The organism is Candidatus Eisenbacteria bacterium (assembly GCA_020847735.1).
In the GTDB taxonomy this organism is placed as follows: Bacteria; Eisenbacteria; RBG-16-71-46; order RBG-16-71-46; family RBG-16-71-46; genus CAIXRL01.
The window spans coordinates 326,657-350,709 of the sequence record JADLBL010000015.1; the positions used below are offsets into that span (position 1 = coordinate 326,657).

Sequence of the window (24,053 nt, forward strand, 5' to 3'; positions counted from 1 at the left end):
GGTGCCCGGCGGGCCGTGCAGCCCGCGATGCCCGCTGCCGGGAGGACGCCGGTTCGACAACGCCATGCCGCCCTTGTGCCTGAACCGAACGAACCTCGCAAGAGTTCTTCATCCCCCGAAAGACAATTGCGAAACGCGGCATCGCATCGGGCGATCGGGGGCGTCGGCGCAGCGCCGGCGCGGTGCTCACCGGCAGGGCCGAATCGGGGCATCGCACCCACGACGTGCGGGGGCTGACACTGAAGTGACGATCGAATCGAGGCTTCATCCCCGTCGCCGCGGGCCGTTCGTGGAACGCGGACGGTCCAGCGGCGGCCGCGGCGCGCGGCGCGCGCGATGGCACGGCGGCTGCAATCAAGTCCTCGTGAAGGCCCACGAGGGGACCGGGAATCCGGTCCCGGGTGGAGGAAAGCCGAGCGCCGAGGCCCGACATGAACCCGCGTCATTACGTCGATCTGAAGGACGCCAGCCGCGACCTGCAGCCCACGTACTACTTCATGATCAACTGTCTCCTGTACAGCCGCATGGAGACGGGGCTGGTCTCGAATCAGGACTGCTACGACGAGGACGTGAACGTCTACCTCGCGCACTTGCTGCACTCGTTCATCAACCCCGAGTACGTGGAGCAGTCCAGGCGGTTCCTGTCCAAGTACGACACCGACGTCTTCCGTCGCCTGTCGAACTCGACCGACGCGCGGCTCAAGTACCAGGTCTACAAGACCAACGCCGACTTCCTGCTGGTCTCGATCGGCATCTTCGACAATCCGACCATCGCCGGCGCCGGCCGGGCCCGGATTCAGCCGAGCGAGGAGGCCTACATCGGCCGCGGCAAGACGTACTACCACTTCGCCTACACCTACTCGCAGCAGATGCACCGCAAGAACGCGGGCGTCGCGGACGTGCTCGAGAAGCTGTCCACGGGGTTCGAGAAGTACCTGCGGATCCTTTCGCACATGCGCGGCGAGTACCTCGACCTGATGAAGCGCTTCTCGAACGGCGAGGTTTACCACCTCGAGCGCAGCATTGACGAGCACTCGCAGCGCGAGCTGCTGCGCGTCAAGCAGGACGAACTGCTCGAGCTGTACTCGGCCTGGCGCACGACGCGGAGCGCCGAGACCGAGGAGAGCCTCGAGCGCGTGGTGTCGGAGATCCGCCAGCTGAACCCCGGCTTCAAGTTCGAGCTGCCGAAGGCCTGAGCCGCGCGCATCCTCTGCCCGGTCGACCGTCCAGTCGCGGGGCATGAGCGGGACCCCGGGGCATTCGCCCCGGGGTCCCCGTCTTTCCGCCAGAGGCCGGTCCCCGGCTACGCGCGCGCCATCTCCTCCCACTGCTGCGGCAGGTCGTGCTCGCGCGGCATCGGCAGCTCGCTGGCGACGATCCCGAGCCAGTCTCCGGGCACGGCCCACACCACGTCGAGCTCGTCGCTGCGCGGATCGAGCCGCGCGCCGTAGACGGGGTGCCCCCAGTGGCGCGACGCCAGCCCCGGGGCGGTGCGGGTCGTGAGGCAGGCGAGCCAGCGGCGGGCGCGTTCGCGCAGGGACACCGGGCTCTCGCCGTGCTCGTAGGCGATCACCAGCTCGAGCGGGGTCGTGAGCGCCCACAGCGACAGCCGGTCGCCGCCGTGAAAGCGCAGCTCGCCGCGGTCCTCGAACGGCTCGACGAGCGCCATCCGCGGGACCGCGTGGCGGCGCACGCGCTCGAAGAACTCGCGCGTCCAGCGCACCGCGAGCGGGTCGCGATCCTCCTCCGGTTCCCCGCCGCGCTCCGGGCCGAGGCTCGCCCACAGGCGGCGGCGCGCGCTCTGCTCGACCATGAAGCGGACGGCGGTGTTGCCTCGACGACTCCCGAACGATCGCATGCACGCCTCCTCACGGGAAGGAACGACACGATGGCGAGACTGGGCGACAGCCGAAGAACCGGAAGGTCAGCGGACCTCGTAGTTGGGCGCCTCCTTGGTGATCTTGATGTCGTGCGGGTGGCTTTCGCGCAGCCCCGCGCCGCTGATGCGCACGAAGCGCGCCTGCGTTCGCAGCTCGTCGATCGTGCGGACGCCGCAGTAGCCCATGCCGGCGCGCAGCCCCCCGACCATCTGGAACACGGTCGAGTGCAGGGGGCCCTTGAACGGCACGCGGCCCTCGATGCCCTCGGGCACGAGCTTGGCGAGCTCGTCGGTGGCTTCCTGAAAGTAGCGCTCGCGGCTGCCTTTCGCCGCGGCCATCGCCGACAGCGAGCCCATGCCGCGGTAGACCTTGTACTGGCGGCCCTCGAGCAGCACGGTTTCGCCGGGGCTCTCCTCGGTGCCGGCGAACAGGCCGCCGATCATGACCGAGTGCCCGCCGGCGGCGATCGCCTTGACGATGTCGCCCGAGTACTTGATGCCGCCGTCGGCGATCAGCGGAACGTCGCTGCCCTCGAGGGCGCGCGCCGCTTCGAGCACGGCGGTGATCTGCGCCATGCCGGCGCCGGTCACGACCCGGGTCGTGCAGATCGCTCCGGGCCCCATGCCGACCTTGACCGCGTCGGCGCCGGCGTCGGCCAGCGCCTTCGCGCCCTCGGCCGTGCTGACGTTGCCGACCACGATGTCGGCGCCGCTCACGCCCGCGCGCAGTCGCTGCGTCGCCTCGATCACCCCCGACGAGTGGCCGTGCGCGCTGTCCACGACCAGCGCGTCCACGCCCGCCTTGATCAGCTCCTGCGCACGCTCGAGGAAGTCGCCACCCGCGCCCACGGCCGCGGCGACGCGGAGGCGGCCCAGCTCGTCCTTGCAGGCGTCGGGGTGCTTGATGCGCTTCTCGATGTCCTTGACGGTGATCAGGCCCTTCAGGCGGCCCTCGTCGTCCACGATCGGCAGCTTCTCGATCCGGTGCTTCGCGAGGATGTCGCGGGCGCCGAGGAGCGTGGTGCCCACCGGCGCGGTGACCAGCTTCGCCTTGGTCATCACTTCCGAAACTACGCGCGAGTCGTCGTCCTCGAAGCGCAGGTCGCGGTTCGTGAGGATGCCGACCAGCCGGCCGTCCTGCGTGATCGGCACGCCCGAGATGTGGAAGCGCGACATGATCGCGCGCGCCTCGCCGATCGAGGCGCCCGGCGGCAGCGTGACCGGGTCCACGATCATGCCGCTCTCGGAGCGTTTGACGCGGTCCACCTGCGCCACCTGCTCGGGGATCGCGAGGTTCTTGTGGATCACGCCGATGCCGCCCTCGCGGGCGAGTGCGATCGCCATCGCCGCCTCGGTCACCGTGTCCATGGCGGCGCTGACGATCGGGATCTGGATCGGGATGTTCCGCGAGAAACGCGAGCGCGTGAGCACCTCGCGCGGATGCACGGCCGAGAAGCGCGGCACGAGCAGGACGTCGTCGAAGGTGAGCGCCTCCGGACCCACCTTCTCGGTCCACGGGACCCGGTCGTTCACGCGGGAGCCTCCTGCCCCGAAGGCGCGAAGCCGCAGCGGGGCCCGCTGCGGCTTCGGGTCGTCATCGCGCCGGCGCCTTCATGAGGTCGGGCGCCTTGGGTTTCTTGAACTCGAAGTAGTAGTGGGCGCCGAAGCGCAGCTCGATCGCGCCCACGGAGCCGTTGTAACCGGAAGGGAACTGGTCGTCCTTCGCGAACGCGGCCTGGTAGGCGAGCGTCCACTCGAGCGAAGTGTTCGGAAGCGACTTGAGGAACCGCTCCACGCCGATTTCCGCGGTCCCGCCGAGGTAGGTGCCCTGGTGGCGTTTCTCGGTCACGGGGTCGCGAAGCACCTTGCGGTGGTTCTGCACCACGACGCGGTAGATGGCGGGGCCCGCCCCGAGGTGCCAGCGCGTGCGTCCCCTGCCGAACACCTTCTGGATCTGGCCGCTGGCGCCGACGATCTGGGTGAGGTGGAAGTCCTTGTCCGTCTCGGCGGGGAAGTTCGGGTCCGCGAACGGCGCGTCCGTCCCGACCGCGTAGGCGCTCCAGGTGAAGTACGGACTCACCTGCCATTGCCAGCCGTCGCTGATGACGTAGCGGAAATGGCCCGCGAACGACATCCGCGGCTGCGCGCCCTGGGAGTAATCCCCTTCGGAGAGGAAGAACGACGAGCCGGCCTGGGCGCCGACCGCTCCACGGCCGGGCAGTGCACCCTCGCGCCTGGCCGTGGTCGTATCGGGCGCTTGAGCGCGCACGACCGAGGCGCTCGCGAGCAGTGCGACGACCGCGACGCCGGCGAGGCGAACGCGACGGATCATCGGTGGAAACTCCTCATTCCGCTTGGGATAGGTGGGGCCCGGTACGGTAGGGGCGGCACTATAGGAAGGCGCCTCGCGGAGTGTCAAGAAATGCCGCGCGATTCGTGCTCGAACGTTCCGACTCGACGGCGTCGGCGACGTCGGCCCCGCGTCGCAGGCGGGGAGGGCGCACGATGGCCTCGCTCGGGTTGCGCTGCCGGCGACGCTGGCCCCGCGATTGCGGCGACCTTCGCGGCGCTCACCGGCCGGGAACCCACCCCACACGCCGCAACGTTTCCCACTCCCCGCCCACCTCATGCGAACGCGATGCCTGACGAGCATCGCAACTGCTCCCGATCGAGGCCGGCCGCCATCCGGTCTCCGTCCCTGCCGGTGAGCGCCCACGTCCCACCCGAACGCGAGCAGCCTGCGGCACGCGCGGCGAGTCCGTCTCCCGCGACCCGGCATGCCGACGGGAATGCGGCATCACGCACGGACGCGGGGGTGGTGCGACCCGCGCAGGACGCCGCGCCGGGAGCGGGCGCCGCGCGATCGAGCCGGCCAATCCGCATGCAGGTGCGTTCGTTGACACTCCGGCGAGGCGGCCCTTAGACTCCCGCCCTCATTTTGTTCCGTGCACGCCGGGAGGGTGGATCACGCCTTCCCGGCTGTTGACCGCTTGGGGGCTGCCATGTCTCGCTCGGACCAGTGGAAGCTGCTCGGCGTCGTCGCGGTGACGATCCTGGCGGCGGTCTACCTTTTTCCGTCCTACCGCTTCTACACCTCGACTCCCGCGCAGCGGGAGGCCATGAAGCCGGACGATCTCGCCAAGCTCCGCAAGCAGTCCGTGCACCTCGGACTCGACCTGCAGGGCGGACTGCAGCTCCTGCTCGAAGTGGACAAGTCCCGCCTGAACGCCGCCGAGGCGAAGGACGCCACCGACCGGGCCATGGAAATCATCCGCAACCGCATTGACCAGTTCGGCGTCGCCGAGCCGCTGGTGCAGCGCGAAGGCGAGGATCGCATCGCCGTCCAGCTCCCGGGCCTGACCGATCGCGAGCGCGCGATCGAACTGATCGGCAAGACGGCGCTGCTCGAGTTCAAGCTGGTCCGCACGCCCGAGGAGGCCGCCGCCGCCTTCAGCCGCCTCGACAACTACTTCGCCAACCGCCCCGGGGCCGGAACCGATTCGCTGCTGCGCAGCAAGCCGATCACCGGCCGGATGCTCGACCAGGGCTTCATCGCCAAGGAGGAGGTTGGCGTCGTCGAGAAGCTGTTCGCGTCCGCGGTGCTCGACTCGATCCTGCCGTCCGACACGCAGGTGCTGTGGGGCGACGAGGACATCGCCAACGCCGGCATCACCGGGCGCATGCTCTACGTGCTCAAGCGCGAACCCGAGATGACGGGCGGCTCGGTGGCGAGCGCCGAGGCGCAGGTCGGCCTCGACCAGACGAACCCGGCCGCGTGGGGCGTGAGCATGAAGATGACGCCCAAGGGCCGCTCCGACTTCGCGCGCGTGACCGGCGCCAACGTCGGCCGCCAGCTCGCGATCATCCTCGACGGCCGCGTGCAGTCGGCGCCCGTCATCCGCGACCGGATCCCGACAGGCGACGCCTCGATCACGGGCGGCTCCATCGACATCGCCACCGCCAAGGACCTCGCGATCGTGCTGCGCGCCGGCGCCCTGCCCGCACCGGTCAGGATCCTCGAGGAGCGCACCGTCGGTCCGTCGCTGGGCGGCGATTCCATCCGCGACGGCATCAAGGCCGGCGTCATCGGCACGGTGTTCGTCATCGCGTTCATGATCGTCTACTACCAGCTCTCGGGGCTGATCGCGGTGTTCGCCATGCTGCTGAACACCGTGTACATCATCGCCTGCCTCGCCGGCTTCGGCGCCACGCTGACGTTGCCCGGTATCGCCGGCCTCGTCCTCACGGTCGGCATGGCGGTGGACACGAACGTGCTCATCTTCGAGCGCATCCGCGAGGAGCTGCGCGGCGGGCGAAGCATCCGGCAGGCGGTCGAGACCGGTTACGACCGCGCCTTCCGCACCGTCTTCGACGCGCATTCGACCACGATCATCTCGGGCCTGTTCCTGTTCCAGTTCGGCACCGGCCCGATCAAGGGCTTCGCGGTCACGCTCATCATCGGCCTGGTGGCCAACCTGTTCACCGCGGTGCTCTTCACGCGCATGATCTACGATTTCTGGCTGAGCCGCGGCAAGATCGAGCGGCTGAGCATCTGACGAGGACGAAGCGGCCATGCTCCAGATTCTGCACGACTCGAACATCCCCTTCATGAAGTACCGGCGGGTGGCGTACGTCCTCTCGACCGTCCTCGTGCTCGCGACGCTCGCCTGGCTGTTCACGAAGGGCCCCAGGTACAGCGTGGACTTCACCGGCGGCACGCTGCTGCAGATCCGCACCGTTCCGGCCGCGCACGCCGACGACGTCCGCGAGGCGCTCGACGCGGGCGGCTTCCGGGGCGCCGAGATCCAGCAGATGACCGGCGCGCAGAAGGACGAGTTCCTGGTCCGCGTCCAGAGCGACACCACCGACGCCCGGGTGATCGGCACGCGGATCACCCAGGCCGTCGCGGCGCACCTGAAGGACACCCAGGTCGAGGAGCGTCGGATCGAGACCGTCGGCCCCAAGGTGGGCGGCGAGCTCCGCTCCAAGGCGCTGTGGGCCGTCCTGGCCAGCCTCGGTGCGATTCTCCTTTACGTGGGCTGGCGTTATGAGTTCAAGTTCGCCTTCGGCGGCGTCGTGGCCCTGCTGCACGACGTGCTCGTGACGCTGGGATTCCTCATGTTCACCGGGCGAGAGGTTTCCCTGACCGTCGTCGCCGCCCTGCTCACCATTGCCGGTTACTCGATCAACGACACCATCGTGGTGTTCGACCGCATCCGCGAGCGCTCCAAGGCCCTGCGCAAGGAAAAGCATTCGCGGGTCATGGACATCGCGGTCAACGAGACGCTGTCGCGCACGATCATCACCGCCTTCACGGTCTTCCTGACGGCGCTGGCGCTGTTCGTGTGGGGCGGCGAAGTTCTCAACGGATTCTCGTTCGCGATGCTGATCGGCACCGTCTTCGGGACGTACTCGTCGGTCTACGTCGCCAGCGGTCTGGCGCTCGACATCTGGATCTCGCTGGATCGCCGCAAGGGCATCCAGGCCGAATAACGACAAAGAGGCAGAGATGACCCGCTTCCTCACTCCGCGCGTCCTGCTGGCCCTCGCCCTCGCGGCGCTCGCCCTGCCGTTCGCGCTGGCCGGCTGCGCCAGGAAGATCACGAGCGTGGACGCCGCCTACACGCAACTCGAGGGCACCCCGGACCCCGAGGCGCAGCTGATGGTCTGGCCGGACATGCCCACCTACGTCTACTACTACCTCGACCGCGGCACCGCGGGCCCTTCCGAGAGCGACTCGCTGGTCTCGACCGAATCCGTCTACCGGAACGGTCCGGGCGCGGTCCAGACGATGCTGCTGGACGGCGGAAACGGGTCGGGCTTCGAGTTCTTCCGGCGCGCCTCGAACGGCGGCTTCGAGCCGATGCGCGACTACATCGTGAACGCGCCGCGCAAGTGGCTCGACTCGCACTGGGAACTGTACGAGCTCACCGACTCGCGGCCTTCGGGCTTCTCGCCGGCGACCTACATGGCCCGCGGCCTGCTCGCGGGCGCCACCACCACGAGGTCTCCGCTCACGAACCCGGCGCGGCTGACCGGCGCGACCACCAGTTCGCTCGTCTACACGGGCCAGGCCTTCCCGGCGAAGGCGGACTCCAACTTCACGATGTCGTGGGGCGCGATCGCGGGCGCGGCCGGCTACTGGCTCCACGTCTACCAGTTCCGCCCGAGCGCGCTCAACGCCGAGTACGTGCTGAGCGGTACGCCGCGGCCGGTGTGGAACGGTCTGGTGCGCGACCAGTTCGTCGGCTACGTCGCGGCGCCGGCGACCTCGTACAAGCTGGGCAGCCCGACGGGTGCGCGCGTCCTGACCTATTCGCCGCCCATCAGCGGCCAGGTCTATCTCGTGCGCGTCACCGCGGTGGACGCCGACGGCCAGGTGATCGCCTGGATCGGTTCGGACTTCAGCGGCCTGCGGGTGGACGCGGAAGGGCACGTGCAGGGCGTCTTCGGCGGATCGTTCATGGTCAGCCAGGAGGAAGGTCGCTGGAAGATCTTCCCGCTCGGCGCCAACGCCGTGAATCCCGGCGGTGTCGCGACCGGTCCGAACATGATCCGGATGCCGGACGGCTCGACGCTCTACACCGGGAGCGACGCGCGGCGCTGATCCCCGCGCGGTCCCGCGTTCGTCCGGGGGAGGGGCCCGATGGCCCCTCCCCCTTTGCTATCCTTCCGGCCATGCTCCTTCGCGCCACGGCCCTCGCCTGCCTGTTGCTTGCCCTGCCTTCCGCGCCCGCGCGCGCGCAGGGCGCACCCGCTTCGCGCGGCGTCACGCAGCGCGAGGGCGCCACCCCTCCGGGCGCGCGCGGATTCGGCATCGCACGCCTCAAGTACGGCGGCGGCGGCGACTGGTACGGCGACCAGACTTCGCTGCGCAACCTGCTCGCGGCGGTGCGCGAGCGCACGACCATCGCGGTCGCGGGCACCGAGGAGGCGGTCGTCGAACCCGGCTCGGCGGCGCTCTTCCAGTACCCGTTCGCGTTCGCGGCAGGTCACGGGAACATCAAATTCACCGACGCCGAGGCCGCCAACCTGCGCCGCTGGCTCGATGCCGGCGGGTTCCTGTGGGCCGACGACGACTATGGAATCGCCCCTTCGTTCCGGCGCGAAATGGCCAAGTTGTTCCCCGACGCCGAACTGGTCGAGCTGCCCTTCTCGCATCCGGTCTTCCACCAGCTTTACGAGTTCCCGGCCGGGCTGCCCAAGATCCACGAGCACGACGGGGGGCCGGCGCGCGCCTTCGGCATTGTTCGGGGCGGAAGGCTCTGTGTACTCTTTTCCTTCGATTGCGACCTCGGGGACGGGCTCGAGGACGAGAGCGTCCACAAGGACCCGCCCGAGAAGCGCGAAGCCGCCGCGCGCATGGCCGTCAACATCGTTCATTACGCGTTGACGCACTGACCGCGCCGCAGGAACTCATGCCCGAACGCGCTCCGTCGCCCAGCCTGACTTCGCAGCTCCGCCGCCGGCACGCGGCCGTTCGCCGCGCGCTCGCGACGCGCCACGCGCTGCGGGCCGCCGCGGCCTGCGCGGTGCTGCTCGCCGTGGCGTTCTCGATCGGCATCGCCCTGCCGGCCGGACCCGGCGGTTCGCTCGCGCGGCTCGTGCTGCTCGGCGCCGCCTCGCTCTCGGCGCTGGCGCTCGCGGTCCGCGCCTTCGCCGCCGACGCCCCGCGCTTCGCCGACTGGCTCGAAGTCATCGAGCGGCGCTTCCCGGCGCTGCGCTCGTGGCTGCGCAACGCCCTCGATCTCGAATCCGGCCGCGACGCGCACACCTCCGGCGAACTCGCCTCCGCGCTCGCAGCCGAAGCCGGTCAGCGCTTCGCCGCCGAACCGCTCGCCGGCGCGAAACCGCCGATCGCGGCGCGCGCGCCGCTCGCCGCGATCGGCGCCTCGGCCGCGCTGATCGTCGCGCTCGGACTGATCGTGCCGCAGGCGGCGCTGCGTTCGTGGCGGACCCTCTGGGACCCGGGCGCCGCCGCGCCGCCGGTGACGCTCGATGTGACTCCCGGCTCGGTCCGCCTGAGTCCGGGCGCGACGCTCGCGATCCGCGCCCGCGTCGGCGGAACGGATTCCGCGCCGAAGCTGCTCGGCGACGGACCCTCGCCCGCACCGGTGCTGGAGTCGGAGGCCGGCGACGCACGGCGCTGGCGCTTCGACCTTCCGCCGGTCACGCGGGCCCGCCAGTACGCCGTGCGCGTGCTGCGCACCGAGAGCGACCGCTACGCCATCACGCTCGCGGGCGAGCCGCAGCCCGTGAGCTTCTCGTTCGAGTACCGCGCGCCCGCCTACGCGCGGCTGCCCGTGCAGTCCGGTGCCTCGACGCGCGGCGACCTGACCGCGCTGCGCGGGTCCCTCGCGCGGATCGAGGTGACCTTCGACCGCGACCTCGAAGCGCTGTCGGCGACGCTGCCGGGACAGAAGCCCGCGGCGTGGGCCGAGGTGACGCCGCGGCGCTGGCGCGGGCAGGTGCGCGTGGACGGCGACGGCATGTGGACGCTGGCCGCTTCGTCCTCGACCGGCGGGGCGAAGTGGCGGTACCGGGTGGCGGCGCTCGCGGACGCGCCCCCGCTCATCACGGTCGCGGCTCCCGAGGGCGACGGCGACCTGCCGGCGGGCTCGCAGGTGCCCTTCGACGTGATCGCGCAGGACGATCTCGGGCTTTCGGACCTGCGGCTCCAGTTCCGCAAGGACGCGGCGGCGCCGTGGCGCGAGGTGCCGCTCTCGTCGTTCCCCGGCGAGCCGCGCGAGGCCCGCGTCGCCGCCGCCTGGGACGCGGGCGCGCTGGCGCTGCTGCCCGGCGAGTCGGGCACGTTCCGCTTCGAGGTCCGCGACAACAACCGGATCGGCGGGCCTTCGCGCGCCGTGAGCCGCGAGTTCCATCTGCGCTTCCCGACGATCTCGGAGCTGTACACGAGCCTCGATCAGGGCCAGGAGCGCGTCCAGCAGTCGCTGCAGAAGGTGGCGGACCAGGCCCGCGAACTGCAGAAGTCGCTCGACCAGCTTCAGCGCCAGCAGCCACGGCCCGGCATGCAGAGTTCCCCGCAGTACGAACGCGCCGAGGAAATGAAGCGCGCCACCGAACGCCAGCAGGAGCTTTCCCGGCAGATCGACCGCGCCGCCCAGGACATGCGCCAGCAGCTCAGCGACGCCGCCGAGCGACAGGCCTTCCGCGCGGAACTGCAGGACAAGCTGCGCGAGATGAGCGAGCTGATGCGCCAGATCCAGAGCCCCGAGTTCCGCGACGCACTCGAGCGGATGAAGAAGGCGCTCGAGCAGATGGACCGGCGCACCCTGGAGCAGACGCTGCCCGAGATGCGCGAGCAGAACCGCGACCTGCTCAAGAACCTCGAGCGCAGCCTGGCGCTGCTCAAGCAGCTTCGCGACGAGGAGAAGCTCGACGCGCTCGCCAACCGCGCCGACGAGCTCAAGAAGCGGCAGGACGCGATGAACCGCGAGCACGGCGAACGCGCGAACGCCGGCGAGCCCCGCACGCCGCGGGAGCAGGCGAGCGCCGACCGGAACCGCGAGGCTGAACGCCAGCGCGACGCGGCGGAACGTTCGCGCGAACTGGCGAAGGACGCGAGGGAATCCGCCGGGCAGATGAACGGCGAGCAGGCGAAGTCCGACCTCGAGCAGGCCGCCGGGCAGCTCGAGCAGCAGGCCGCCACGCAGCAGGATCAGGCGGCGCAGGAGAGCGAGTCGGGGCAGGACTCGAAGGCGCAGCGCTCGGGCGAGCAGGCGAGCCAGAGTCTCGCGCAGGCGGCGCAGAGCATGCGGCGGAGCAGCCAGTCGGCGCAGGCCCGGCGCTCCGCCGAGCAGCTCGCCGCGGTGCGGCGGGCGGCGCAGGACCTGGTCTCGCTCGGCACCGAGGCGTCCACGACACCGCAGGACGGACGCACGCCCGAGCAGCAGGCGGGCCGCCAGACCGACCTGTCCGAAGGCGTGGCGCGCATCGCCGATTCGCTGGGCGTGCTCTCGGAGCAGACGCCGTTCCTGTCGCCGAAGGTGTCGGAGGCGCTCGGCCGGGCCATGCAGGGGCTGTCGCAGTCGGGCCGCGAGATGTCGCAGGGCAACCGCGCGCGCAGCGAGCAGTCGAACGGGGCGGCGCGCGCCGCGCTCGCCGAAGCCGTGAACGCGCTGCGCGAGAGCGAGGCCAGCATGTGCAACCGGCCCGGCCAGCAGCCCGGCGGCCAGAGCGGGTCGGGCCGCAGCCAGCAGATGCAGGGCCTCGGCCAGCGCCAGGACCAGCTCAACCAGCGCTCGCGCGAGCTCGCGCGACGGCTGAGCGAGCAGATGCGCCTGTCCGAGGGCGACGCCGCCGAGATGCGGCGCCTCGCCGACGAACAGGGCCGCATCCGCTCCGAGCTCGAGGCCGTGGAGGCCGAGGAGGCCCAGCGCCGCCAACTGCTCGGCCGGCTCGACCAGACCCGTCGCGACATGCAGGAGGTCGAGGAGCAACTGCGCGACGGCCAGCCCGGGGACGACCTCGAGGAGCGTCAGAACCGCATCCTGTCGCGCATGCTCGACGCGGCGCGCTCTCTCAACCGCCGCGACTACGACCCGCAGCGCGAGTCGCGCACCGGCGTGGACGCGGCCCGGCCCTCGCCGGCGGAGCTGCCGCCGTCGCTGCTGCGCGAGAACGACCGCCTGCGCTTCGACCTGCTCAAGGCCGACGCCGACCGTTACCCGTCGCAGTACCGCGCGTTCATCGAGAGCTACCTGCAGCGGCTGAACGGGAGCCCGAAGTGAGCCCGCGGCGGCCGTTCGCGGGCCGCCGCGAGACCGACCCGCGCCGGTGGAGGGTGATCGGGTGGCCGGCCGTCGCACTCGCGACGCTTGTGCTGTTCCCCGTGCCCGCGGCGCAGTCGCAGTCGCCCGGCGCCTCGCGCTCGCCTTCTCCGCCCGTCATCCGCGTGCTGGCCGGATCGCGGCAGATGCAGGACTCCTCGCCGCCCTTTTACTTCTCGGTGCCCTCCCCTTCCGAATCGCCCCGGCCGGCGCGTCCCGTGCCGGCGCTGGCGCCGCCGCTCGCGCGCTCGCTTCGCACCGCGCAGGACCTGCGGCTCGCGGGCCAGTTCTCCCGGGCGCTCGACACGCTGCGCGTCGTGCTGCGCGACGCTCCGCACCATCCGTACGTCGTCCTCGAGCTGGCGCGCATCCGCGTCGCCCAGGACGACTGGGCCGGCACTCAGTCGCTGCTGCGCGCCGAACGCGCGGCGGCGCGCGACTCGCTGCTGGGCTCGCCCGAGATGGTGCTCGCCAGCGAGAGGCTCGGCCGGCCGCGCGACGCCGCGCAGGCCGCGGTCGAGACCTGGGCCGTTTCGCCGCCCGAAGGTCGCTGGGCGCTGACGGCGCTGCTGCGGCTGCTGCCCCAGGATCCGCGTGGCACGACCGAGGCGCTGCGCTTCGCGGTCTCGCGGCTGCCGGAGCGCGGCGACCTCGTGCGGGGGCTGGCGCTGATGCTCTCGCGCCAGGGCAGGCCCGCCGAGGCGGCGGCCGCGCTCGCGGCCGCGGACCGCCCGCAATGGCGGCCGCCGCTGCGCGGCTGGTTCGCCGACGAGGCGCTCTTCTCGGGGCTCGCCGGCGATTCGGTGGCCGCCACCGAGGCGCTGATCTCGCTGGCCGGCGACACCGCCTTCGCGCCGGTGCTGCGCGTCAACTCCGCACGGCGCGCGAACCAGCTCGCCTCGCTCGCCGGCCGCACGCGCGAGACGGCCCCGCGCCTGGCGCGCGCGCTGCAGGGATTGCCGCCTTCCGAGTGGGGCGAGGACCTGCTGCTCGCGCTGGCGCGCTCGCTGCGCGAGGGCGGCCGCACCACCGACGCGCGCGCGCTGCTGGCGCGCGGCGCCGAGGCGATGCGCGATCGTCCCGAGCTGGCGCTCGAGCGCTCGTGGGCGCAGCTTCGCGACGGCCCGCCCGCCGCCGCCGTGCCGGCGCTCGACTCGCTCGCCCGCCTCTATCCGCCCGCGCGCTTCGCCCTCGCCGAGGCGCAGTTCTTCGCCGGCCGGAGCGATTCGGCGCTGGAGAATTACCGCCGCGTCGCGCTCGAGGAGCAGTCGCCGGACGCGGTCGCGGCGCTGCAGCGCGTCTACCTGCTCGAGGAGCAGCCCGGCGCCCCGGCCGTGCGGTCCTTCGGGCTGCTCGCGTGGGAGCGCTGGCGTGGCGAGCGCGCGCTCGCCCTGCGCGTGGCGGACTCGTTGTGGCGCGCGCTGCCGGTCGCCTCACCGTTCCACGCCGAAGCCGCGCTGCAGCTCGCCGAGTTGCGCGGCGAGGCCGGCGACTGGACGGGCGCGCTCGTGCCGCTCGCCGTCGTGGCCGACTCGCTGCCCGGGGACCGGCTCGCGCCGGTCGCGCGGCAGAAGGCCGGCGACGCGTGGCTCAAGCTCGGGAACCCCAGGCGGGCGCTGGCCCAGTACGAGGAGTGCCTCGCACGCTACCCGCGGGCCTGGAACGCCGCCGAAGTGCGCCGCCAGGTCGAGCGTCTGCGCCGGGAGTCGCGACTGTGAGGCGCCTGGACGGCATGGGCGGCCGCCCGCTCGGGCGGCCACAGGTCCACCGGCTCGGTCCGGTCGGCGGCGCGATCGCGCTGCTCGCCGCGATTCCGGTCATGCTGCTCGCGTTCGCCGGCCTGGCGATCGCGCTGCTGTTCACGCGCGGCCGCGGCAGGGTGCGCATCTGGCGTTTCGACGCCCCCGCGCCGGCGCCGCCCGGTCACGACGGCGATCCCGGCGGCGCGCCGGCCGCCGGCACGGACGGACCCGCGGCAGCGGCCGTGAAGCCGCGCGAGAAGTCGCACGCCGAGGTGATCGAGGCGCTGCCGCTCGTGCTCGGCCTCGCGGGCGCGCTGCTCGCCGGCTCGCTGGCGCCCGGCACCGCATTCGCGAAGCTGCTCGTGCCGATGGACGACGCGCAGACGAATCACCTGAAGGCCTACGGGCTGACGTTCTGGGTGCTCGAGCAGGGCCAGAAGGCCGAGTGGCTGCTCAACTACCGCGGCGGCTCGTTCCTGCTCGCCGACGATCCGGCGACCGAGCGCGAGGCGAACATCCGCGGGGTCACGCTCGAACCCGTGAACGGCTCCGCCGAGGCCGCGATCCGCGCGAAGATCGCCGACGAGAACATGGAGTCGGTGGCGCTCGAGAAGGCGCCGAAGGTGGCCGTCTACATTCCGCCGAACACGCCGCCCTGGGACGACGCGGTGACGCTCGCCCTGCAGTACGCCGACATCCCGTACGCGCGCGTCTGGGACGAGGAGGTGCTCAAGGGCGATCTTGCGAAGTACGACTGGCTCCATCTGCACCACGAGGACTTCACCGGGCAGCACGGGAAGTTCTGGGCGGCCTACCACTCGATGCCCTGGTACATCGAGGAGGAGGCGGTGCAAAAGGCGATGGCGGCGCGGCTCGGATACGCGAAGGTCTCGCAGCTCAAGGGCGCGGTCGCGCTCGCGATTCGCGACTACGTCGGACGCGGCGGCTTCATGTTCGGCATGTGCTCGGCGACCGACACCTACGACATCGCGCTCGCGGCCCAGGGCGTGGACATCGCCGACGTCGTGTACGACGGCGATCCGCCCGATCCGGCCGCGCAGTCGAAGCTCGATTTCAGCCAGACGCTGGCGTTCCGCAACTTCACGCTCGAGCCCGACCCGATCGCCTACCGGTTCTCGGACATTGACGTCACCGCCGAGGCCAACCAGCGGGGCCCCAACACGGTCTTCACGCTGTTCGAGTTCAGCGCCAAGAACGATCCCGTCCCGACCATGCTGACGCAGGACCACGTCAACGCCGTGCCCGAGTTCCTCGGTCAGAGCACCGGCTTCCGGCGCTCGAAGCTCAAGCCGAACGTGCTCGTGCTCGGCGAGGTCGAGGGCACCGACGAGGTGAAGTACCTGCACGGCCAGTACGGTCGCGGCACCTTCACCTTTCTCGGCGGCCACGACCCCGAGGACTACCAGCACATGGTCGGCGATCCCGAGACGAAGCTCGACCAGTACCCGCACTCGCCCGGCTACCGGCTGATCCTCAACAACGTGCTCTTCCCCGCGGCCGAGAAGAAGAAGCAGAAGACGTGAAGCCGGCCGGCTCCGCGCCGGCGGGCGTGGCGCTCCGTGACCCCGGCGGCACGCTCCGCCCGCGAACCTTTCAGCGCGGCGCCGGACGCGCGTGAACGCTCCCGCGATTCCTCAGGCCGCCGCCCCCTCCTGAACCCGGCGCAGCAGCGGACGCGCGAGCAGGAAGAGCCACACGACCAGCACGAACGGCGAGGTCAGCGCCGGCATCCCGAGCGGCGCCAGCGCGGCGGACAGGGCCGCGAACAGCACCGCGCTCGCGATCGCGCCCAGCGCCGCGTACGAGGTCGAGGCGGGGCCGAAGCCGCCCGCGAGCGCGATCGCCGCGAGGACGGAGTTGAAGCCGAAGGCGCCGGAGCGAATCGCCGGCTCGGCGGCTCCCAGGACCCAGGCGGTGAGCAGGCCCGCGAGGGAACCCAGGAGCGCGGCCACCCCCGCCGAACGCGAGCTGAGGAACAGCCCGACGGCGAACAACACGCCGGTGATGGCGTTGCCCTGGAAGAAGACCTGCGAGAGGCCCGTCAGCAGCCCCGTGCCCACGGTCGCGGCGGTCACGACCCCTTCGACCGATGCGGCGGTGGGAAGCCCGGCGGTCGGCAGCACGCCGGTCGAATGCAGGCGGCCGAAGCGCGCGGTGGCCAGCACGAAGCCCAGGGTCGTGAGGACGAACGGCGCCGTCAGCGCGGGAACCTTCCAGGTGCCGAACAGGCGGATCAGCGCCGCCATGAGGACGGTCGTGCAGGCGGCCGCGAGGACGACGTAGCTCCAGGCCAGCGCGTCCGGCTTCAGGAAGAAGAGCAGGGCGATGGCGACGAGGGCCCCGTTGAAGCCGAAAAGGCCCTCCCGAATCTGCGAACGTGCCGCGCCGAGAAGCGTCGCGGCCGCCGTGCTCACGGCGGCGCCGAGCAGGGCCGCCCAGCCGAACAGCGCGGAGTTGAAGAAGAGGCCGGCCAGGAAGAGCAGGCCCGTGAAGGCGTTGTTCTGCAGCATCACCTGCCCGATGCCGCGAAGCACCGAATCCACGAAGGCCAGCAGCCGTCGCGGCGGGTCCGTGCCGTCGCCCGCGAGCCCCGTTGCGGTCAGCCGCAGGGGCGTGTCGGCTTCCGGGGCGCGGTGGTCCGCTGGCGTCATTCGCATCCCTCCTGCATCGCTCCGATCGCCCCGCCGGTCCGGGGCGGCCTCCGAAAAAAACGCGTGGCCGGCGGCGGGTGCCCGGCCACGCGTTGGCGGCACGTCGTTCAATCCACCCTGGATGGTTACGGTTGGGAGCCGTCCTTCTTCAGGAACCCGCGCTTCTCGCGCTCGATCTTGAGCGCCTCGGTGTTGGTCACCTTGAACTCGACCCGGCGGTTCTTCGCGCGGCCGAGCGCGGTGCTGTTCGAGGCCACCGGCTGCGTCGGACCGTAGCCCTTCACCGTGTACTTCGAGGCGTCGAGCGCCGGGTAGCGGGACGTCAGCCACGCGAGCACGGCCTTCGCGCGGGCATCGGAGAGCGTCATGTTCTTCGCCAGGCTGCCCGAGTTGTCGGTGTGGCCGCCGATCTCGATCGTCAGCGTCGGGTACTGCAGCAGGATCCTGGCGAGGTCGGACAGCACCGAGTCGCTCTCGGCCTTGATCGTCGCCTTGCCGACGTCGAAGTTGACGTCCTGCAGGCTGATCGTGCCGGTGTCGAGCAGTTCCGTTTCGCGCTCGCTCACCTCGATCGGGCAGCCGTTCGGGTCCACCTTGAGGTCGGCCGGCGTGTTCGGGCACTGGTCGAGCCCGTCGCAGACGCCGTCCTTGTCCGTGTCCACGACGCAGCCGGTCGAATCCACCTGGCAGCCCTTCGGCGTGTTCTCGCACCGGTCGAGACCGTCGAAGACGCCGTCGCCGTCGCTGTCGAGCGGGCAGCCCTTCGCATCCACCTTCGCGCCCTGCGGCGTGGCCTCGCACTGATCGAGGCCGTCGCACACGCCGTCGCCGTCGGTGTCCACGATGCAGCCGTCCTTGCCGACCTTGCAGCCGGCCGGCGTGCCCTCGCACTTATCGAGGCCGTCGTAGACGCCGTCCTTGTCGGAATCCAGCGGACAGCCGGAGGCGTCCACCTTCGCGCCGATCGGCGTGTCGGGGCACTTGTCCAGCCAGTTACGGACGCCGTCGAGGTCCTGATCCTTCGGGCGGCCGCCGAGCGTGAACTGCAGTCCGGCCGTCACGGCGAGGTGGTGACTGCTCTCGAGCGCGCCCTTCTCGCGGAACAGGATGTCGCGGACCTGCAGGCGCAGGTAGGTGCGCGAGCTGCCGAGGGCGTCGTAGAGGAAGCCCGCGCCGATGCTGGGTGTTCCCATGCGGTGCACGCCCTCGATCGCGTTGAGCGAGCGGCCCAGTCCGAAGCCCGTGAGCAGGTAGGGCGTCGCCCGCTCGCCGGGATCGCGCAGGTTCCAGCGCGCGTCGAGCGCCGCGTACGACCACTCGTGCTCGATGTCCCCGGGCCGGTCGAGCCGCGTCTTGACGCCCGTGAACGAGCCTTCGAGCGACAGGTGGTTCATCCAGCGCCAGCCGAGCGAGCCGGTGTAGATCGGGCTGTCCTTGATGAAATCACGCGCGTCGAAGCTCGAGATGCCGGCGCCGGCGTGGGCCTCGATCGGGCGCCCGCCGATCTGGGCCTGCGCGGGCAGGGCGAAGAGCGCGCCGAGCGCGGCGCACGACAGCAGACGCTTCCAGCAGGCCATGCGAGCGAAACCTCCGAACCCGATCCGGGAAACACTTGCGCTGCCGCGGGGAGCGGCGGGAACGCGGCACGGCCGCGCGTTCAGGCGGCCGGACGCTGGAAAAAGGCCGGTAAGTGTTAGCATCCGGCCCCCGGCGGGTCAAAGCTCCGGAACCGCGCCCGATCTTCGACCGAGGAGGCCCTCCCGATGACGACCGCCGAACGCCGGGCGCTGATCCGGCGCTACCGGGACGGCTACGACGAAGTCTCCCGGGCGCTCGACGGCTTTCCGCAGCAGGCGCTGACGGCCCGGCCGATCGCGGACAAGTGGAGCGCGGCCGAAATCGTCCATCACCTGGCCGACAGCGAGTCCGCCAGCGCGCTCCGCCTGCGCCGGCTGCTGGCCGAGCCGCACCCGGTGATCCAGGGATACGATCAGGCCGAATGGGCGCGCCGGCTCCGCTACCAGGAGCGCCCGCTCGCGCCTTCGCTGGCGATGTTCAAGGCCGCGCGCGAGACGACGGCGCAACTCCTCGAGACGATGACCGAGGACGAGTGGCGCCACCTCGGCTGGCACACCGAATCCGGCTCCTACCACGCCGAACGCTGGCTCGAGATCTACGCCGAACACGCACACGGCCACGCCGCCCAGATCCGGCGCCTGCGCGAGGTGCTGGGCGCGTGATCTGGCGCTGCCGCGGCGCCACGTTCGACCTTTCGGCGCGCACGCTCGTGATGGGGGTGCTCAACGTCACGCCCGATTCGTTCTCGGATGGCGGCCGCTACCTGGACCCGGAGGCGGCGATCGCCCGCGGCCGCGAATTGCTCGCCCAGGGTGCGGACCTGCTCGACCTGGGCGCCGAGAGCACCCGGCCGGGCGCGGCGGAGGTTCCGGCCGACGAGCAGCTCCGCCGGCTCGAGCCGGTGGTCGCGGCGCTCGTCCGCGAGCCGGGCGTGGTGCTGTCGGTGGACACACGCAGCGCCGCCGTCGCCGCGCGCGCGCTGGAATGGGGCGTCCACGTCGTCAACGACGTCAGCGCGCTCGGCGACCCGGCCATGGCCGGCGTCGTCGCCCCCGGCGGGGCGGGGCTCGTGCTGATGCACATGCGCGGCACCCCGGCGACCATGCAGACCGACCTGCGCTACGACGACGTGGTCGCCGAGGTCGGCGCGCACCTGAAGCGGCGCATGGCGGTCGCGGCCGCCGCCGGGATCGACGCCGAGCGGATCGCCCTCGACCCCGGCATCGGCTTCGGCAAGTCGGCCGCGCAGAGCCTGCGGCTGCTGGCGCGCGGCGACGACCTCGCCGCGCTCGGCCGGCCGCTGCTGGTCGGCGCCTCGCGCAAGAGCTTCCTCGCCCGGCTGCTCGGCGACGCTCCGGCCGACCGCCGGCTCGAGGCCAGCCTCGCGGCCGCCGCGCTCGCGGTCTTCCTCGGCGCCCGCGTGGTGCGCGCCCATGACGTCGCCGAGACCGTCCGCGTCGTGAAGGTCGCCGAGGCGGCGCGCGCCGCCCGCGGCCGCTGACGCGCAGGGGTCGGCCGCCTCGTTCCGGCGCGCGCGGCGCACGATCCGCTCCCCGCGGGGCAAACCCATCTGATAACGTTCGGACCGCATGAACCCCACCAGCCTGCTCGGGATCAAGGGTGTCGTGGACATCCTCATCGTCGCGGCGCTCTTCTACCGCCTGCTCACGCTCGTGCGCGGCACGCGCAGCGCGCAGATGCTCGTCGGCCTCGCGTTCCTCGTGGTCGTCGGGATCGTCGCACGCTACTTCGACCTGCTCGCCGTGCGCTGGATCGTGGACAGCCTCAAGACGGTCTGGGTCATCGCCTTCGTCATCCTGTTCCAGCCCGAGCTGCGGCATGCGCTCGCGCAGTTCGGGCGCACGCGCTACTTCCGCTCGTTCCTGCGCGGCGACGGTTTCGGCGTGCTCGGCGAGGTCGTGCGGGCGGTCGAGAACCTCGCGCAGCGCCGTCACGGCGCGCTCCTCGTGATGGAGCGCAACGTCGGGCTGCGCAACTTCGTCGAGACCGGCACCCGCATTGACGCGCGGGTCACGGCCGAGCTGCTGGTGACGATCTTCAGCCCCGGCTCGCCCCTGCACGACGGCGCCGTCATCATCCGCGAGGAGTCCATCGTCGCCGCGTCGTGCATCCTGCCGTTGTCGGCGAACCCGCTCACCGCCATCTCGCTCGGCACGCGCCACCGCGCCGCCATCGGTCTGTCCGAGGAGACCGACGCGGCGATCATCGTCGTGAGCGAGCAGTCCGGCAGCATCTCGGTCGCCTACCGCGGGGTGCTTTACCAGCGCCTCAACGAGGGCCAGCTGCGCAGCGAGCTGTCGCGCATCTTCCGGCTGCGGCCCGAGGACGAGCCGGCGGCCGCCCCGGAATCCGGCACGGCCGCCACGACGACCGGCGCGGAGAAGGCCGCGGGCTGAACGCGCCCGCTCCGACTCCGGGCGAGGGCGCGCGCCGTCCGCCCCGCATCACCGCGCAGGTGCTGGCCTCCGCGCGCGGCTGCGAGCGCCGGCTGTGGCTGCGCCAGCACCATCCGCAGGAGGCCTCGCCGGTCACCGAGCACGGTCGCGTCCTGCGCGAGCGCGGCGACGAGCACGAGCGCGCGATCGCCGGACGCTTCGCGGATCTCGAGGGCCCGATCTGGCGCCGCGACCGGCCGTTCGCCGAAGCCGCCGGAGAGTCGCTGCGCCTGTTGCTCGAGACCCGGCGGCCGCTGTGGCAGGCGGCGCTGCTCACGCCCGACGGCCGCCGTTCGGCACAGCCCGATTTCCTGTGGTGGGAGGCGGACTCGCTGGTCGTGCGCGAGGCACGCCTGGCGCTGCGGCCGGGACAGCGCGCCGACCTGGCGCTGCAGATGGCCCACCTCGCGCACGTGATCGGCGCGGCGGCCGGGATCGAGCCCGTCCGCTTCGAGGTCGAAGGTGGCGACGGCTCGGTCGCGGTCCTCGAGCCCCTGCCGCCCGACGAGTATGAGCGGATCGTGCGCGCCGCCGAGGGCGTGCTCGCGAGCGAGGCCGAGCCCGATCTGCTGCTCGCGCACTCGACCTGCCGGCGCTGCATGTTCTACGCGCACTGCTGGGATCGGGCCGAGCGCGAGCGCCGCATCGAGCTCCTGCCCGAGGTCCAGCCGGCCCACGTGCACGACTATCACGCGCTCGGCGTGCGCACGATCGAGCAGCTCGCCTCGCTCGATCCCGCGCGGCTTGCGAAGGGCCCCGCGCGCGCGGCCGCCGAACGCGCCGTGCGCGTCGCGGGCGCCTGGCGGGACGACCGGGCCGAGTGGCTGCAGGCGCCGCGCCTGCCCGGCCCGCCGGTCGTGTTCTTCGACGTCGAGGGCGACGCGCAGGGCGAGGAAGGCGAGACGCCGATCTACCTCTGGGGTCTCGGGCTCGACGACGGCGTGAACGAGCCGCACGCCGAGGCGCTGCTCGCCGGCGCGGGGCCCGAAGGCGACGCTCGAGCCTGGCGCGCGTTCCTCGCGCGCGCGGGCGAGTTGCTCGCGCGGCATCCGGACGGCCGCTGGCTGCATTGGGACGCCTCGGAGCCGCTGTGGATCCGCCGCTACGCCGAGCGGCTCGGCGCGCCCGCCGGACTCGCCGAGCGGCTGCTCGCGGCGTGCTTCGATCTCAAGCGCGAACTCGACCGGAGCGTGCGGCTGCCGCTGCGGTCCTACTCGATCAAGCACGTCGCACCGTGGATGGGCTTCGAGTGGCGCAACCCCGAGGCGGGCTCGGAGTGGTCGCTCGCCCGCTGGCACCATGCCCGGCAGGCGGGGAGCGAGGCCGAGCGCGGGAAGCTCCTGGCCGAAGTCTGCGAGTACAACGCGGACGACCTCTGGGCCATGCGCGCGGTGTGGCGCTGGCTGCGCGAAAACGGTCCGCCGAACGCGCCGCGGGAGCGGCCCAGGGGAAGGCCCGATGCTTGACAGCCCCGGAGGGCTTGCCTAGCTTCCCGGGTCCGCCGGACGCGGGGAGGCCCTCGGGTCGCCGCGAGCCGGCAAGTCCTTGTGGCGGCTGCGCCGCGTCCGCAGGCGAGCACCCGTCCGCCGCCCCCGATCCACGTGCCAGGGTAGCTCAGTGGTAGAGCAGGGGACTCATAAGCCCTTGGTCGGGAGTTCAACTCTCCCCCCTGGCACCAACCTCCACCACGATGGCCGGCGCGGCCGCCCCCGCGCCCATCCACCGAGGGGCTGATGCGCCTCCGCCGGATCGAGCCGATCCTCCGCCGGGCCCTGCGCGGACCCTGCCGCCTGCCCGAGGGAAGCCGGCTGCTCGTGGCCGTGAGCGGCGGCGCGGACTCGACGGCGTCGCTGGTCGCGCTGTCCTCGATCGCGCGCGAGTTCGGACTCGAGCTCGCGGCGGCGCACCTGCACCACGGCCTGCGCGGCGCGGAGGCCGACGGAGACCTCGAGTTCGTGCGCGCGCTGTGCGCGCGACTCGGCATTCCGCTTCAGGCCGCCCGCTGGGACTGCCGCCTGCGCATGCGGCGCGCGGGGCTCACCGGCGAGGACGGCCTGCGGCTGCTGCGGCGGCGCTTCCTGCTCGCCGCCGCGCGGCGTGCGGGCGCGATCGCGATCGCGACCGCGCACACGGCCGACGACCAGCTCGAGACCGTGCTGATGCGCCTCGCGCGCGGCACGGGCCTCGCCGGGCTCGGGGGAATGCGCGAACGGCACGGGGCGTGGATCAAGCCGCTGCTCGGCGCGACCCGCCTCGACATCGAACGCGACCTGCGCGCGAACTCGCTGGCCTGGCGCGAGGACTCGAGCAACGAAACGCGACTGTGGCTGCGCAACCGCGTGCGGCTGGCCGCCGTGCCGGCGCTGCTCGCGGCGAACGCGCCGGCGCGGGCGACGACCCCGGCGCGCGCGGACGAAGCCCGCGCGGCGCTGGCGCGGCGCGTCGCCGGCGCGGCGGCCGACGCCCGGGCGGCGGACCGGCTCGTCGGGCGGATGGCGAACCGCGTGCTCGCCCGGAACGAGGAGCGATCGCCGGCGTCGCTCGATGCGCGGGGCTGGGCGAAGCGGCCGGCGGCGCTGCGGCAGGCGCTGCTCGCCCGGCTCTGGCGCGAGGCGGCCCCCGGCTCGAGCGGGCTGCCGCGACGACACCGCGAGGCGCTCGATGCGCTGCTGGCCTCGGGCCGCCGGCGGGCCGAACTGTCCCTGCCGGGTGGTGCGTGCGCGATCCTGGCGCACGAAAAGCTGTCGCTGCAGGCCGGAGCGCCGGCCTCGAACCGCCACCTTCGGGCCGGCGGGCCGCCGGGTCGCGGCGATGCTAGACTGCGGCGCGAGTCCCCACGGCGCGCGCGCACCGGAGCTTCCGGGAAGGGCCCGCGCACGAAGATCGCGACCCGCCATTCCAGCCGAACGACCGCCCCGCCCCGATGATCCTCGTCC

Annotated in this window: 18 protein-coding genes and 1 tRNA gene; 14 read left to right on the forward strand and 5 right to left on the reverse strand. The window is 72.2% G+C overall.

Features of this window, described 5'->3' with window-relative positions:
• Nucleotides 1–431 precede the first annotated feature (431 nt).
• Nucleotides 432–1,196 carry a hypothetical protein gene (locus tag IT347_07665; protein ID MCC6349452.1) on the forward strand — a complete coding sequence of 255 codons (765 nt, stop codon included), beginning with the start codon at nt 432–434 and terminating at the stop codon, nt 1,194–1,196.
• 107 nt (nt 1,197–1,303) lie between these two features.
• On the opposite strand, the gene IT347_07670 is transcribed toward IT347_07665, so the two are convergent.
• The 3 genes from IT347_07670 to IT347_07680 all read right to left on the reverse strand — a co-directional run bounded on the left by IT347_07670 (nt 1,304) and on the right by IT347_07680 (nt 4,211).
• A complete protein-coding gene (locus IT347_07670; protein MCC6349453.1) occupies nt 1,304–1,858 on the reverse strand; it encodes a hypothetical protein in 555 nt (184 codons plus the stop codon).
• Between the two features lie 66 nt (nt 1,859–1,924).
• Nucleotides 1,925–3,412, reverse strand: coding sequence for an IMP dehydrogenase (gene guaB / locus IT347_07675; protein MCC6349454.1), 1,488 nt, complete (start codon nt 3,410–3,412; stop codon nt 1,925–1,927).
• A 61-nt stretch (nt 3,413–3,473) separates the two neighbouring features.
• Nucleotides 3,474–4,211, reverse strand: coding sequence for a hypothetical protein (locus tag IT347_07680; protein ID MCC6349455.1), 738 nt, complete (start codon nt 4,209–4,211; stop codon nt 3,474–3,476).
• A gap of 670 nt (nt 4,212–4,881) precedes the next feature.
• On the opposite strand from IT347_07680, the gene secD reads away from it, so the two are divergent.
• From secD to IT347_07715, 7 genes are all read left to right on the forward strand, one after another.
• On the forward strand, nt 4,882–6,435 hold the full coding sequence (gene secD, locus IT347_07685; protein ID MCC6349456.1) for a protein translocase subunit SecD: 1,554 nt from the start codon (nt 4,882–4,884) through the stop codon (nt 6,433–6,435).
• A 16-nt stretch (nt 6,436–6,451) separates the two neighbouring features.
• Complete coding sequence (secF, locus tag IT347_07690; protein ID MCC6349457.1) at nt 6,452–7,372, forward strand: protein translocase subunit SecF; 921 nt, start codon at nt 6,452–6,454, stop codon at nt 7,370–7,372.
• A gap of 16 nt (nt 7,373–7,388) precedes the next feature.
• Nucleotides 7,389–8,486 (forward strand): hypothetical protein, encoded by a 1,098-nt coding sequence (locus IT347_07695; protein MCC6349458.1) that lies wholly within the window; start codon nt 7,389–7,391, stop codon nt 8,484–8,486.
• 71 nt (nt 8,487–8,557) lie between these two features.
• On the forward strand, nt 8,558–9,280 hold the full coding sequence (locus IT347_07700; GenBank protein MCC6349459.1) for a DUF4159 domain-containing protein: 723 nt from the start codon (nt 8,558–8,560) through the stop codon (nt 9,278–9,280).
• 17 nt (nt 9,281–9,297) lie between these two features.
• Nucleotides 9,298–12,630, forward strand: coding sequence for a hypothetical protein (locus IT347_07705; protein ID MCC6349460.1), 3,333 nt, complete (start codon nt 9,298–9,300; stop codon nt 12,628–12,630).
• Entirely contained in the window at nt 12,627–14,387 is a 1,761-nt protein-coding gene (locus IT347_07710; protein ID MCC6349461.1) for a tetratricopeptide repeat protein, read from the forward strand. Before IT347_07705 ends, IT347_07710 begins: the two co-directional genes overlap by 4 nt.
• 392 nt (nt 14,388–14,779) lie before the next feature.
• A complete protein-coding gene (locus IT347_07715; protein ID MCC6349462.1) occupies nt 14,780–15,955 on the forward strand; it encodes an asparagine synthetase B in 1,176 nt (391 codons plus the stop codon).
• Between the two features lie 111 nt (nt 15,956–16,066).
• On the opposite strand, the gene IT347_07720 is transcribed toward IT347_07715, so the two are convergent.
• Complete coding sequence (locus IT347_07720; protein ID MCC6349463.1) at nt 16,067–17,083, reverse strand: urea transporter; 1,017 nt, start codon at nt 17,081–17,083, stop codon at nt 16,067–16,069.
• A 125-nt stretch (nt 17,084–17,208) separates the two neighbouring features.
• On the reverse strand, nt 17,209–18,660 hold the full coding sequence (locus IT347_07725) for an OmpA family protein (GenBank protein ID MCC6349464.1): 1,452 nt from the start codon (nt 18,658–18,660) through the stop codon (nt 17,209–17,211).
• 186 nt (nt 18,661–18,846) lie between these two features.
• On the opposite strand from IT347_07725, the gene IT347_07730 reads away from it, so the two are divergent.
• From IT347_07730 to tilS, 6 genes are all read left to right on the forward strand, one after another.
• Nucleotides 18,847–19,323 (forward strand): DinB family protein, encoded by a 477-nt coding sequence (locus IT347_07730; GenBank protein ID MCC6349465.1) that lies wholly within the window; start codon nt 18,847–18,849, stop codon nt 19,321–19,323.
• Nucleotides 19,324–19,373: 50 nt separating this feature from the next.
• Nucleotides 19,374–20,162, forward strand: coding sequence for a dihydropteroate synthase (gene folP, locus IT347_07735; protein ID MCC6349466.1), 789 nt, complete (start codon nt 19,374–19,376; stop codon nt 20,160–20,162).
• Between the two features lie 88 nt (nt 20,163–20,250).
• A complete protein-coding gene (locus tag IT347_07740) occupies nt 20,251–21,078 on the forward strand; it encodes a TIGR00159 family protein (protein ID MCC6349467.1) in 828 nt (275 codons plus the stop codon).
• Nucleotides 21,079–21,137: 59 nt separating this feature from the next.
• Nucleotides 21,138–22,583: a TM0106 family RecB-like putative nuclease gene (locus IT347_07745; GenBank protein ID MCC6349468.1), complete on the forward strand. Its 1,446-nt coding sequence runs from the start codon at nt 21,138–21,140 to the stop codon at nt 22,581–22,583.
• A gap of 137 nt (nt 22,584–22,720) precedes the next feature.
• Nucleotides 22,721–22,795: transfer RNA gene (locus IT347_07750), tRNA-Met, on the forward strand.
• A 55-nt stretch (nt 22,796–22,850) separates the two neighbouring features.
• Nucleotides 22,851–24,044 carry a tRNA lysidine(34) synthetase TilS gene (gene tilS, locus IT347_07755; GenBank protein MCC6349469.1) on the forward strand — a complete coding sequence of 398 codons (1,194 nt, stop codon included), beginning with the start codon at nt 22,851–22,853 and terminating at the stop codon, nt 24,042–24,044.
• Nucleotides 24,045–24,053 lie beyond the last annotated feature (9 nt).

What these genes read in the sequence shown, in the direction of transcription:
- tilS (MCC6349469.1), top strand. Translation starts at nt 22,851, where the DNA reads ATGCGCCTCCGCCGGATCGAGCCGATCCTCCGCCGGGCCCTGCGCGGA.
- IT347_07680 (MCC6349455.1), bottom strand. Translation starts at nt 4,211, where the DNA reads ATGATCCGTCGCGTTCGCCTCGCCGGCGTCGCGGTCGTCGCACTGCTC.
- secF (MCC6349457.1), top strand. Translation starts at nt 6,452, where the DNA reads ATGCTCCAGATTCTGCACGACTCGAACATCCCCTTCATGAAGTACCGG.
- IT347_07740 (MCC6349467.1), top strand. Translation starts at nt 20,251, where the DNA reads ATGAACCCCACCAGCCTGCTCGGGATCAAGGGTGTCGTGGACATCCTC.
- folP (MCC6349466.1), top strand. Translation starts at nt 19,374, where the DNA reads ATGGGGGTGCTCAACGTCACGCCCGATTCGTTCTCGGATGGCGGCCGC.
- secD (MCC6349456.1), top strand. Translation starts at nt 4,882, where the DNA reads ATGTCTCGCTCGGACCAGTGGAAGCTGCTCGGCGTCGTCGCGGTGACG.
- IT347_07700 (MCC6349459.1), top strand. Translation starts at nt 8,558, where the DNA reads ATGCTCCTTCGCGCCACGGCCCTCGCCTGCCTGTTGCTTGCCCTGCCT.
- IT347_07670 (MCC6349453.1), bottom strand. Translation starts at nt 1,858, where the DNA reads ATGCGATCGTTCGGGAGTCGTCGAGGCAACACCGCCGTCCGCTTCATG.
- IT347_07665 (MCC6349452.1), top strand. Translation starts at nt 432, where the DNA reads ATGAACCCGCGTCATTACGTCGATCTGAAGGACGCCAGCCGCGACCTG.
- IT347_07695 (MCC6349458.1), top strand. Translation starts at nt 7,389, where the DNA reads ATGACCCGCTTCCTCACTCCGCGCGTCCTGCTGGCCCTCGCCCTCGCG.
- IT347_07730 (MCC6349465.1), top strand. Translation starts at nt 18,847, where the DNA reads ATGACGACCGCCGAACGCCGGGCGCTGATCCGGCGCTACCGGGACGGC.
- IT347_07715 (MCC6349462.1), top strand. Translation starts at nt 14,780, where the DNA reads ATGGACGACGCGCAGACGAATCACCTGAAGGCCTACGGGCTGACGTTC.
- IT347_07725 (MCC6349464.1), bottom strand. Translation starts at nt 18,660, where the DNA reads ATGGCCTGCTGGAAGCGTCTGCTGTCGTGCGCCGCGCTCGGCGCGCTC.
- IT347_07720 (MCC6349463.1), bottom strand. Translation starts at nt 17,083, where the DNA reads ATGACGCCAGCGGACCACCGCGCCCCGGAAGCCGACACGCCCCTGCGG.
- IT347_07705 (MCC6349460.1), top strand. Translation starts at nt 9,298, where the DNA reads ATGCCCGAACGCGCTCCGTCGCCCAGCCTGACTTCGCAGCTCCGCCGC.